This window comes from Variovorax sp. efr-133-TYG-130, assembly GCF_030208835.1.
Lineage (GTDB): Bacteria > Pseudomonadota > Gammaproteobacteria > Burkholderiales > Burkholderiaceae_C > Variovorax.
Map to the genome: position 1 here is coordinate 173,578 of NZ_JARVTD010000001.1, position 11,597 is coordinate 185,174.

General features: G+C 65.3%; 10 protein-coding genes. 8 read left to right on the forward strand and 2 right to left on the reverse strand.

The genetic code is table 11. From position 1 onward, the window contains the following. Positions 1-39 precede the first annotated feature (39 nt). Positions 40-993 carry a prolyl aminopeptidase gene (pip, locus tag QRN67_RS00750; protein WP_285409827.1) on the reverse strand — a complete coding sequence of 318 codons (954 nt, stop codon included), beginning with the start codon at positions 991-993 and terminating at the stop codon, positions 40-42. Positions 994-1,133: 140 nt separating this feature from the next. On the opposite strand from pip, the gene QRN67_RS00755 reads away from it, so the two are divergent. From QRN67_RS00755 to QRN67_RS00785, 7 genes are all read left to right on the forward strand, one after another. Continuing rightward, the gene (locus QRN67_RS00755; protein ID WP_503010800.1) at positions 1,134-1,478 is read left to right on the forward strand and encodes an ArsR/SmtB family transcription factor; all 345 of its coding nucleotides are present in this window, start codon (positions 1,134-1,136) and stop codon (positions 1,476-1,478) included. Positions 1,479-1,510: 32 nt separating this feature from the next. Further along, positions 1,511-1,828, forward strand: a complete 318-nt coding sequence (locus QRN67_RS00760; RefSeq protein ID WP_285409828.1) for an SRPBCC family protein — start codon at positions 1,511-1,513, stop codon at positions 1,826-1,828. Between the two features lie 244 nt (positions 1,829-2,072). Further along, the gene (locus QRN67_RS00765) at positions 2,073-3,152 is read left to right on the forward strand and encodes a hypothetical protein (protein WP_285409829.1); all 1,080 of its coding nucleotides are present in this window, start codon (positions 2,073-2,075) and stop codon (positions 3,150-3,152) included. A gap of 72 nt (positions 3,153-3,224) precedes the next feature. Then, on the forward strand, positions 3,225-3,422 hold the full coding sequence (locus tag QRN67_RS00770) for a hypothetical protein (RefSeq protein ID WP_081267022.1): 198 nt from the start codon (positions 3,225-3,227) through the stop codon (positions 3,420-3,422). 32 nt (positions 3,423-3,454) lie between these two features. Then, the gene (gene aroC / locus QRN67_RS00775) at positions 3,455-4,579 is read left to right on the forward strand and encodes a chorismate synthase (protein ID WP_285409830.1); all 1,125 of its coding nucleotides are present in this window, start codon (positions 3,455-3,457) and stop codon (positions 4,577-4,579) included. Beyond that, the gene (locus tag QRN67_RS00780) at positions 4,579-5,772 is read left to right on the forward strand and encodes an MFS transporter (protein ID WP_253819794.1); all 1,194 of its coding nucleotides are present in this window, start codon (positions 4,579-4,581) and stop codon (positions 5,770-5,772) included. Before aroC ends, QRN67_RS00780 begins: the two co-directional genes overlap by 1 nt. Before the next feature lie 94 nt (positions 5,773-5,866). Beyond that, positions 5,867-8,047 carry a LamG-like jellyroll fold domain-containing protein gene (locus tag QRN67_RS00785; protein ID WP_285409831.1) on the forward strand — a complete coding sequence of 727 codons (2,181 nt, stop codon included), beginning with the start codon at positions 5,867-5,869 and terminating at the stop codon, positions 8,045-8,047. Here the strand turns inward: QRN67_RS00785 and QRN67_RS00790 are convergent. Further along, positions 8,025-8,204: a hypothetical protein gene (locus QRN67_RS00790; protein WP_285409832.1), complete on the reverse strand. Its 180-nt coding sequence runs from the start codon at positions 8,202-8,204 to the stop codon at positions 8,025-8,027. The two genes, QRN67_RS00785 and QRN67_RS00790, sit on opposite strands and share 23 nt — an antisense overlap. Positions 8,205-8,379: 175 nt before the next feature. Between QRN67_RS00790 and QRN67_RS00795 the strand changes: the two genes are divergently transcribed. Continuing rightward, positions 8,380-11,391, forward strand: coding sequence for a type VI secretion system Vgr family protein (locus QRN67_RS00795; protein ID WP_285409834.1), 3,012 nt, complete (start codon positions 8,380-8,382; stop codon positions 11,389-11,391). Positions 11,392-11,597: the final 206 nt, after the last annotated feature.

Here is an 11,597-nt window from a genome sequence, read left to right on the forward strand (position 1 = left end):
GCGCCGCAGCACGCATAAAGCGTTCCCGCCAAGCCGGGCTCAGCGCGCCGCGAAGCCGTCGGTCGCGCGCACCAGCCGGTCGAGGATGCCGGGCTCCCAGTACGCATGCCCCGCGCCTTCGACCAGGTGGAACTCGGCCTGCGGCCATGCCTTGTGCAGCGCCCAGGCGAAGCGCGCGGGGCAGGGCATGTCGTAGCGGCCGTGCACGATCACGCCGGGAATGCCGTGCAGCCGGTGCGCATCGCGCAGCAACTGGCCTTCTTCGAGCCAGGCGTCGTGCACGAAGTAGTGGTTCTCCAGCCGCGCGAAGGCCAGCGCGAAATGATCGCCAGCATGCGTTTCGGCGAGCGCCGAGCTCGGCAGCAGCGTGATGGTCTCGCCTTCCCACACGCTCCAGGCACGCGCCGCCTCCAGGCGCGCCGCCGCGTCGTCGCCGGTGAGCCGCTTGCGATAGGCCGCGATCATGTCGCCGCGCTCGGCCTCGGGAATGGGGGCCTGGAACTTCTCCCACTTGTCGGGGAACATCTCCGACACGCCGAACTGGTAGTACCAGTTCAGCTCGGCGCGGGTCACGGTGTAGATGCCGCGCAGCACCAGTTCGCTCACGCGCTCGGGGTGCTTCTGTGCATAGGCGAGGGCGAGCGTGGAGCCCCAGGAGCCGCCGAACACGAGCCAGCTGTCGACACCCGCGCGTTCGCGCAGGCGCTCGATGTCGGCCACCAGGTGCCAGGTGGTGTTGGCTTCCAGGCCGGCGTGCGGTTGCGACAGGCCGCAGCCGCGCTGGTCGAACAGCATCAGGTCGTAGCGCGCGGGATCGAACAGCCGCCGATGGTCGGGCGAGATGCCGCCGCCGGGCCCGCCGTGCAGGAACACCGCCGGCTTGGCGCTGGGCGTGCCCACGCGCTCGTAGCGGATGCGGTGGCCGTCGCCCACATCGAGCATGCCGCTCTCGTAGGGTTCGATCGGGGGATACAGCTGGCGCAGGTCGGGCATCGATGGTTCTCCTTCGTCGGGTGCCGGTGTGTCGAAGGCGAGCATATCGCCCGGTACTTGGCCTGCGCGGCCTGCGTGCCCGCCGCATGGCGATCCGTGCTGCTTGACCGGTCTCCGGGGCCTTCCAGATACTCAACCGCATGGTTCACTCAACCGCGGATTCCGACCCCGGCACCCTCGACGCGGTGTTTGCCGCGCTCTCCGACGCCGCGCGCCGCACCGTGCTCGAGACCCTGGGCGAGCGCAGCCTCAGCGTCACCGAACTGGCCGAGCCGCACGGCATGTCGCTCACCGGCTTCATGAAGCATTTGCGCGTGCTCGAAGACGCCGGTCTCATCTCTCGCGCGAAAGAGGGCCGCATCGTGCGCTGCGAGCTGTCGCCCCGGCCCATGCAGGAGGCCGCCGTGTGGTTGTCGCGGTACGAAAGATTCTGGAGCGGGCGCCTCGATGCGTCGGGTGTGCCTGGACGGACCCGCAAGCGCTGAAGCTGTTGCTCGGGCCGGACGAGATCGTCGCAGTGCCTGTCGCCGAGGTCGACCTGCACGTGGGCGGCCGCTTCCGCGTGCAGATGCTTGCCGACGACGGCGAGACGTACGACGTGAGCGGCACTTATCTCGAGGTGGTGCCCAACCGCAAGCTGGTTTTCAGTTGGGCCTGGCGCAGCACGCCGGAACGCGAGTCGCGTGTCACGGTGCGCATCGAGCCCGATGCCGAAGGCTGCGAGCTCCTGCTGCTGCACGAGCAGTTCTTCGACGAAGCCGCGCGCGACGCGCACCACCATGGCTGGAGCGAAGCCCTGGTAAAGCTCGAAAACTGGCTGGACCTAGCCGCCTGAGAGTCATGGAAAAACCGCGTGGAAATAGCGCATGGGATACCGTCGCCGCATCGCCGACGAATGAGTCCGATGAGGGGCCAGTGCTGATGATGGTGGGCACTTTGGTGGTTGTGTGGCTGAGCGGGGCACGCAAGCCGATTTGGCGCGCAAGTGCCGAGTTGAGCGAGTAGCTTGAAACGAATGGCTGACTGACTTGGGTGCTCAAGCGGGTATCGTCGGGTAAGAACTGCCTGTCTATTGCCCAATGACCACCGAGAAAAAACCGTTTCGGGATTTCGTTTTTGCGAATCCGATCAAGACTTTCGCTACTGCTGTCCTGACGATTGGCGGGTTATTCATCCTCGCTTTTTTCGTTCGCATCGGATTCATGCCGGATGTGGACTTGGCTAGTTCGACGGCTCTGCTATCAGCGGTTGCGCTGGTCGGTCTCGCAACAGTCACTGCGTTTGTGTTCATGGCTGTGTTGCCAGGGGTGGCGACCCGGTACGCATTGCATAATTCGAAGTTGCTGCCAGACAATTGGACTCTTGCAACTGTTGCTGCTACGGGAGTCCTGTTCCCTATCTTCGTCGTCCTTGTTTTGATGCGGGAGGATAAAGTTGCATCCTTTGTCAACTACGCAATCCCGATATCTTTTGCGGTGCCTGTAGCTGCCGTGGTTTGGCGAGTTTTTAAATTGAGCAGAGCTCGCGGAAACTCGAAAGATCTTGCCGAAGCTAAAGTCGATGGAGTTGCTGGGCTAGAGACAATTTTCCTACTTAGTTTTAGCGCGTACGCGTGGATAGTCGGCATATTCACGGCACTTCAAGTAGCACTGCGTTTTTTTGTGGGCAGCGATCATCCTTCATGGCTGATTTTCCTCATGGTCGCAGCTTGGGTGTTTCTGCTAATCGGGTTAAATTTAGCCACGGCTCGTTTGTCTGTGAAGCAGACATGGCTCTTCGCACCAGTCGCTGCTGCAGTGACGCTCTTGGCATTGACGTTACTCACAGGGAATTTCTTTGAAATTCCAACAAGCACTATTCGAGCGCTTGGTTTCGGCGAAATGAAGAACGTAGACCTTTTGGTCAAGGGCGACGTGTGCCGTTCGCTGCCAATGACCTCCTCGAGTAACTTGCGTTGCTCGACCTCTTCATCGGATTCCGTCGGCATCCTCCGGGATGTCACGATTCGCTCCCGAATCGGCGCTCAGATGGTCGTGGAGACATCGGGAGCAGGCGCTACCCAAAAAGATGCGAAACAGCAAGTCACTCGCCTTGTCTTGAAGAAGGACGATGTGGTGATGTGGACCTTTCGGTCTGAAAGCACTTCGGCGCGAAAGTAGTTTGCCGGAGCGTTGACGAAACCCCATACTGGCGACTCCCACGACGCGATCGATCGATCACCGGAGCCTTCCATGAGCAATGAACTGCGCAAGAAGCTGCATGACCTGGCCGAACTCTGCGACAACGCCCCCGACCCGCAGACCCGGGCCATCATCGAGGCGATCCGGCTCCAGACGGCGGTGCTGAACGAGCGGCTGTTCTCCATCGAGCTGCAATTGGGCGCGCTCAGCAAGCGCATGGAAAACACGCCCGAAAGCACGACCGGCTGAGGAAGCGCCGCTTTGTAGGGATAATCCCAGCCATGAGCGGCAACACCTTCGGAACACTCTTCGCGGTCACCAATTTCGGCGAGTCGCATGGCCCGGCCATCGGCTGCGTCATCGATGGCTGCCCCCCGGGCATGGAACTCAGCGAGGCCGACATCCAGGCCGACCTGGACCGCCGCCGCCCCGGCACCAGCCGCCACGTCACACAGCGCAACGAGCCTGACGCAGTGCAGATCCTCTCGGGCGTCTACGAAGGCAAGACCACCGGCACGCCCATCGCGCTGCTGATCCAGAACACCGACCAGCGCAGCAAGGACTACGGGCAGATCGCCCAGCAGTTCCGCCCCGGCCACGCCGACTACACCTACTGGAAGAAGTACGGCATCCGCGACCCGCGCGGCGGCGGGCGCTCATCGGCCCGGCTGACCGCGCCCACCGTAGCCGCCGGCGCGGTCGCCAAGAAGTGGCTGGCCGAGAAGTACGGCATGGTCTTCCGCGGCTGCATGACGCAGATCGGCGAAATCGCCATCCCGTTCGAGAGCTGGGACCACGTGCCCAACAATCCCTTCTTCGCGCCTGTCGCCGACGTGAGCGCGCTGGAGGACTACATGGACCGCCTGCGCAAGGCCGGCGATTCCTGCGGCGCGCGCATCCGCGTTACGGCCACCAAGGTGCCCGTGGGCCTGGGCGAGCCGCTGTACGACAAGCTCGACGCCGAAATCGCCTACGCGATGATGGGCCTCAATGCGGTGAAGGCGGTCGAGATCGGCGCCGGCTTCGACAGCGTCGTGCAGCGCGGCACCACGCACGGCGACTCCATCACGCCCACCGGTTTCCTGAGCAACAACGCAGGCGGCATTCTTGGCGGCATCAGCTCCGGGCAAGACCTGGAAGTCAGCATTGCCATCAAGCCCACCAGCTCGATCATCAGCCCGCGTCAGTCCATCGACATCCACAACAACCCGGTCGAGGTCGTCACCAAGGGCCGCCACGACCCGTGCGTGGGCATCCGCGCGACGCCCATCGCCGAGTCGCTGCTGGCGCTGGTGGTGATGGAGCACGTGCTGCGCAACCGTGCGCAGTGCGGCGACGTGGAACTTCAACAGCAGAACGCGGCCGAGAAGACGGAAGCCTCTTCGCCCAAGGCGTCCTTCCTCTAGTGTCCGCGCCGGCGTCCGTGGCCGCCGGGCGCGGCCATCTGCTGGCGTTCGCTGGCCTGTCGGCCAGCTATTTCGCGCACATCGGTTTCTTCAATCCCTACCTGCCGCTGTGGCTCAAGGACCTGGGGCTGCCGATCTTCACCATCAGCCTGCTGGCCTCGGTGCAGTCGATCACCCGGGTCTTCGCGCCCTATGCCTGGGGTGCGCTGAGCGACCACACCGGGCAGCGCGTGAAGCTGCTTCGCTTCAGCGCGGCGGTGGCGCTGGCCAGCTCTTTCGGGCTCTGGTGGCACGGCGGTGCCTGGTGGCTCGCGCTGGTGCTGCTCGTGATGTTCACGCACACCAGCTCGATGATGTCGCTCACCGAGGCCGCAATGGCACAGCTCGTGGCGGGCGACTGGGGCCGCTACGGGCGCATCCGGCTGTGCGGCTCGGCCGGCTTCCTGGTCACCGTGTTCTTTGCCGGCGAGTGGTTCGAGCGCTTCGGCATGAAGCACTTTCCGGCGTGGGCCGCCGGCACGCTGGCCATCGTGCTGATCGCGACGATGAAGCTGCCCGACCTGCGCGAGCCGCCCGCCGCGCACGACGCCGTCAAGGTGCCCATCGGCCCGGTGCTGCGCAACCCCGCGGTGCGGTGGTTCTTCGCGGCGCTGTTCTTCCAGGTGATGTCGCACTTCTCGGTGTACGCGTTCTTCTCGCTCTACCTCGACTCCATCGGCTACAGCAAGAGCACCATCGGCCTGCTGTGGGCGCTGTCGGTGGTGGCGGAGATCGTGTGGTTCTTCCTGCAGGGCCGGCTGATCGGCCTGCTGCCGATGCCGCGCTGGATGCTGGTGTGCGGCATTGCCGCCGTCGCGCGGCTGGGCCTTACCGCGGGGCTGGGCGGCTTCGTCGCGGCGCTGATCGTGGCGCAGTGGCTGCATGCGCTGAGCTTCGCGGCGCATCACACGACCTGCATCGCGGTGGTGTCGCGCCGCTTTCCCGGCCAGCTGCGCGGGCGCGGACAGGCGCTGTTCACGGTGATCGGCTATGGCTTCGGCGGCGTGCTGGGCGTGCTGCTCGGCGGCGCGGTCGCGCAGGCCTTCGGCTATCGCACGATGTTCACCGCAGCGGCCGCGCTGGCGGTGCTCGGCAGTTTGTGTGCGTGGCGCGTGGTAACGCTGGAACGGGTGGAGCGCGCGGGCCGGGTGTGAGCTGACCGCGCTGGAAAGTGTCATGGGCCTTACATGCCCGCGTCACTGCAGATTTCTACGCTGCGCGCTTCGTCATCTTTTCTCCCAATTTCCCATGTCCGCTTCCGATGAATCGCGCGGTGCGCGCGCACCGCGCATCCTTCCGCCTGTCGAGTCGAATTCCCAAGAACAGGGCAATGCCAGCAGCACTCCGCCGCGCCGCCAGGTGCTCAAGCTCGGCGCGTCGCTTCTGACCGTCGGCGGCAGCGGTGCCTTGCTCGCGGCCTGTGGTGGCGGCGGTGGCGGGGCACCTGTTCTCGGTCCGCTGCCCGCGCCTGCTCCAGCGCCGGCTCCCGCGCCTGCACCGCCGCCACCGGCTGCCGCAGCCAAGATATCCAGCTTCGCGCTCGCCGTGATGCCCGACACGCAGTTCTACGCGCGCTACGCCACCGCGGCCGAGAGCGACCAATACGACAAGCGCTTTGGCAGCGCTCCCTTCGCCGCACAGACGAAATGGATCGCCGCCAATGCGAAGGCTCTGAACATTCCATTCACCGTCCATCTTGGCGACGTGGTCGACCAGGTCGGAAAGCCCGATCAGTGGAAGGTGGCCGATGCCGCCATGAAGGTGCTCGAAGACGCAAAGCTGCCCTACAGCGTGCTGGCCGGCAACCACGACGTGCTCAGAGACATCGACTACAGCATCGACCCCGTGGGCGGCACCGACGCCAACCGCACTCCCGCCAACGAGCCCTACATCCAGTGGTTCGGCGCCGAGCGCGCGAAGAAGCAGGCCACCTTCGGCGCGCGCGACCCGAGCGGCTTCCACGAATACCACGTGTTCGAGGCGCAAGGCCAGAAGTTCATGGTGCTGTCTTTGTCATGGCGCATCTCCGACGCAGGCATTGCCTGGGCCCGCCAGATGATCGCGAAGAACCCGACGCTGCCTGTGATCCTGGTCAACCACCAACTGCTCAACATCGCACCTGACGGCACCAGCCCGCTTGAAACCGACTACGGCAAGATGCTGTGGGAAAAGCTCATCCGCGACAACGACCAGATCTTCATGACGCTCAACGGCCACCACCACGGTGCCGCGCATCTCACCAAGATCAACAACTTCGGCCGCAAGGTCGAGGAGATGGTGGTCGACTACCAGATGGCCTACCAGGGCGGCAATGGCCTGATGCGTCTCTACGAGTTCGACCTGACGAACAAGAAGATCAAGGTGCTGTCGTTCTCGCCCTGGGTGCCGCAGAAGCCCGCAGCCACGTTGAACGCCTTCGACCAGGCGGTGCTCACCACGCCCAACGAGGCCTTCGAGATCGACATGGATTTCGCACAACGCTTCGGCGGGTTCAACAAGAGCTTCGGCACAGGCAGCGCCACCGTCGACGGTTCCCTGGTCGACAAGGCTCGCGCGATGATTCTTGCCAACTACAAGGAACCTGCCACCGTGGAGCAGCGGCCCGCTGCGAACTCGGAGGACTATCCGAAAGTGGCGAACACGCTGGCGCACTGGCGCTTCTTTGGCGGCACCGTCAACCAGCCGGTGCTGCCGGGTACCGTGGTGCCCGACGTCACGGGCAACAACCCGCTGCATCGCGATGCGCTCAACCAGGGCGGCGTAGTGGGAGCCGCGGACGGCGACATCGTCTGGACGGAAGACCGGCACTACCTGTCGGCTGCGCCAGGGTCGGTGCGATTCCTCAACACCAACAAGAACACCCCAAGGCTCAGTTACTTTCTGACCGACGCGGCGGCGCCGATCAATGCCCAGACGCTGGACAACGGATACACCATCGAGGCGTTCATCAAGATCGACAAGAGCTGGACCAGCAACAACCAGGCGTGGATGAACATCATGACGCGCGACGGCCGCCGCGGCGATCTGCCGGGCTTCACGGCGGGCGATGGCGAGTCGCCCCCGATGCTGTTTGCCATATCGAGCCTGCGCGAAGTGCAATGGGAAGTCGTGCCGAGCCCGAGCGCGCCTCCCGACCCCAAGACCAACTGGTCTGGCGAGGTGATCGCAGACCGCTGGGTGCACATCGCGATCGTGAACGACCCGGTGTCCCACGACACCACGATGTACGTGGAAGGAGCGCCGGTGCTGCGCAATGCGACCGCGGCGCGGGGGCTGGCGACGTTGTCGGCCACCTCTGCGTGGGTGGTGGGCGGTGGTTCGTGGGATGGAGCCCGCGCCGATGGCTTCTTCGGGAACATCGGCGAAGTGCGCGTGGTGGCTTCGGCCCTCGCATCTTCGCAATGGCTCACGGCACGCACGCCGGGCTGAGCTGAAATGCGGCGCCGTGCGTTGGACTCCGGTCCTTGCGCATGGCGCTGTTGGCCGTGATGCGGGTGGAGAGGGCGATGCTCGTCAGCCGCCGTTGAAACCATTTATTTACCTGCATCCCGTTATTCGCATTCTTTTCGAATTCTTCGAAGAACAATTTCCCGGTTTTATGAATTGAAGACTTTTCAATTGCCTCTGCCGCTGGCTCCGCAATTAAAATAAGAGCAAATCGTGCAAGGGGAGGTGTATTTGATGTTCAATTTGTTAACGATATTCTTATTAGACGAATTGCAGTTAGGCGATTCGGCTTATAGCCTCTACGCGGCGCCGCAATGAGCAGCCGCCGCGTCACCATCCAGACTCCAGCCGGCGATGCATTGCAGTTCCACCAACTGGTGGGCCGCGAGGCATTGAGCCAGCTCTATGCGTTCGACGTCGACCTGTTCGGCACCAGCAACGCGGTCGATGCCAAGGCGCTCCTGGGCAAGCCTGCGACAGTGGTCGTGGAAACCGAAGGCGGCGTGCGCCATCTCGGCGGCATCGCCACCCGATTCGGCCTGCAGCAGGAAGACGCCCGCCATTCGTTCTACCGGCTGCGCCTGCGTCCGTGGCTGTGGCTGGCCACGCGGCGCAGCGACTTCCGGATCTTCCAGGCCAAGAGCGTGCCCGACATCATCGGAGAGGTCCTGGGGTCTTATGGCTACCCCGTGGAGCAGAAGCTCGCGCGCGGAGACTACCGGCGCTGGGACTACTGCGTGCAGTACCACGAGAGCGACTTCGACTTCATCTCGCGGCTGTGCGAGCTCGAAGGCATCTACTACTACTTCAGGCACGAGGCCTCGCAGCATGTGCTGGTGTTCGCAGACGACATCGCCGGATCGCACGGCCCGCTGCCGGGCGGCGAAGAAGTTCGCTACCACCCGCTGGAAAAGTCGGGCATGGGCCAGCGCGAGCGCATCTACGCGTGGGAGATCGCCGAGGAAGTGCGCTCCGGCCACCACTACAACGACGACTACGACTTCGAGAAGCCCAAGGCCGAGTTGTCCCACCTGCGGCAGATGCCGCCCGGGCACGACCACGACAGCTACGAGAACTACGAATGGCCCGGCGGCTTCACGCAGCACGGAGACGGCGAAACCTACGCCCGCATCCGCAATGAAGAGCAACTGAGCCAGCGCAACCGCGTGACCGGCCGCGCCAACCTGCGCGAGCTGGCCACCGGCCACACGCTGCGACTCACCGGCCATCCGCGCGCCGACCAGAACCGCCAATACCTGCTGTTGAGCGTGAGCTACCACCTGCGGGAGAACCTCCAGGCGAGCGAGGGCGCCGAGGGTGCCGAGGGCTCGGTACAGCTGTTCGCCTTCGACGCTCAGCCCACCAGCTACCCCTGGCGCCCCGTGCGCACCACAACCAAGCCGCGTACGCGCGGCCCGCAGACCGCGATGGTGGCGGGCCCGGCAGGCGAGGAGATCTGGACCGACAAGTACGGGCGCATCAAGGTGCAGTTCCACTGGGACCGCCTCGGCCAGGAGAACGAGCATTCGAGCTGCTGGGTGCGCGTGTCCACCGCGTGGGCGGGCGCCACTTTCGGCATGACCAGCGTGCCGCGCGTCGGCATGGAGGTCATCGTCGACTTCCTCAACGGCGACCCCGACTACCCGATCGTCACCGGTTGCGTGCACAACGCCGACACCATGCCCTCGTGGGAACTGCCGGGGCAGAAGCACCTGTCGGGCATCAGGAGCCGCGAGCTCGGAGGCGGGCGCGGCAACCATCTCGTGCTGGACGACACGCAGGGCAAGATCCAGGCGCAGCTGCGAAGCGACCACCAGGCCAGCCAGCTGAGCGTGGGGCACATCGGGCGCATCGAGGACACCGCCGGGCGCAAGGAGCCGCGAGGGCAGGGGTTCGAACTGCGGACCGACGGGCATGGCGTGGTCCGCTCGGGCAAGGGGCTGCTGGTCACCACCGAGGCGCGCCCGAATGCCCAGGCACATTCCACTGACATGAGCGAGACGGTGGGCCGCCTCACGCAGGCGCGCGATCTGCACGAGGGCCTGAGCGGCGTTGCGCAGGGCGCGCAGGCTCATGAAACCGGCGACCAGGACGAAGTCACCGCGAGCCTCAAGGAGCAGAACGACGCCATCAAGGGACAGGGCGGCAACCGCGAGCAGGGCGAGTTCCCCGAGTTCCAGGAAGCGCACATGACCCTGGCCAGCGCCAAGGGCCTGCAGACCGTGGCGCAGGGCTCGACCCACATCGTGAGCAACGAGCACACCGCGCTCACCAGCGGCGGCCACACGAGCGTGAGCGCGGGCAAGAGCCTTCTGGTGAGCGTGCAGAGCGCGATCCGCATGTTCGCCTCCAAGGCCGGTATGCGGCTCGTGGCGGCCGGTGCCGACATCGACATCAAGGCGCTGAAGGACAGCGTCAACGTGCTGGCCAAGCTCAACATCACGCAGACGGCCAACAAGATCACCATCCACGCGAAGGAAGAAGTGGTCATCAACGGCGGCTCCAGCTACAGCCGCTGGAGCTCCGGCGGGATCGAGCACGGCACGGCCGGCACCTGGCGCGAGCACGCTTCGGTGCACAGCCTCGTCGGGCCGGCCAACGATGGCAAGCCCGCGCTGCCCAATCCGCCGCCGCTGCCCAAGGGGCAGCTCGACCTCTATCACCAGTACATCAAGCCGACCGGCGAAAAGCGCCAGGGCGTGGCGCAGGGCGACTTCACGGTGGTCGATTCGGAAGGCGGCACGCACGCTGGCACCTTCGACCGCAACGGCTTCGCGACCGTGTCGGGCCTGCCCATCGGCACCGCCAAGGTCACGTTCGGCAAGGACCCGCGCGACCCGTGGGACGAAGGCAGCTACTACGGAACGCCCGAGGACTGGAAGGCGAAAGCGGCGACCGGCGCGGCCGCAGGCGGAGCGGGCGGAGGCGTATCAGGCATTTCGGGCATCTCCGGCCTCGTGGGCAACGCCGCCGGATTGGCTGGCTCTGCAGGCGGTGCCGCAGGCGCCCTCGCAGGCGTGGCCGGCATGGGCAGCAAAGCGGCGAGCGCGCTGAGCCAGGTCACGCAAGCGGCCGGTGTCGCGCAGCAGGCCGTGGGCGCGGCGCAGGCGATCCAGCAGGGCGGTGCCAAGGCGCTGCTCGGCCAGGCGAGCCAGGCGGCGACCGGCATGGCGATCCAGGCGGCGGGCGCCAAGCTCGGCCCGATGGGCGTGCCGATCACCGGCGTGATGAGCGGCGTTGCTTCCGGCGGAATCAAGCCGCCGGGCATCGCCACGGCAGCTGCGAACCCTGCCTCCACCGGCAGAACGCCGGGCTTCGCAGGCTGACCCTGCCCGGCCGCCCGCGGGGCCATCGAACCTGAAACGAGAGCGCGAGAGAAAAAGAAAAATGGCAGAACAGGAAGCGGCATCGAAGCCGCAGGCAACCGAGCGCGAACCCCAGACGGCGGTGGCGCCGCTGAACACGATCGTGAAGGAGGACGTCGCGGCTGCGAGCAAGGCGGTGGACGACTGGCTGCGTTCGTTCAGCGGCG